We start from the raw sequence: 250 nt of genomic DNA, 5'->3' as shown, positions 1-250 counted from the left end.
AGCAATATTATATATGAAGGTGATCTCTCATCTTTTAGTTCAGATTTTTTCGCAATGCCAGCTTATATATATGAGCCGAGTGAGGGAATAATTCAGTTGGGTTATCTAGAAACAGAAATTATATACGAAGTTTTTAAAAATGGAACTGTATCTTTAAGTCAAAATTCGTCTAGTTATGATTATTCAAATTATACTACTGAATTAAATATTGATGTTCCATTTATAATAGAAGACAGTAGATTTGATGATC

General features: G+C 28.4%; 1 protein-coding gene. It reads left to right on the top strand.

Features of this window, described 5'->3' with window-relative positions:
* Nucleotides 1-250 (top strand): hypothetical protein (locus tag Q5762_RS39190; protein WP_315897092.1); only part of this gene is annotated, 250 nt, incomplete at both ends.

Origin of the sequence: Streptomyces sp. P9(2023) (assembly GCF_032436795.1) — a bacterium.
Classification (GTDB): domain Bacteria; phylum Actinomycetota; class Actinomycetes; order Streptomycetales; family Streptomycetaceae; genus Streptomyces.
This window is presented reverse-complemented; position numbering and strand designations above follow the sequence as displayed.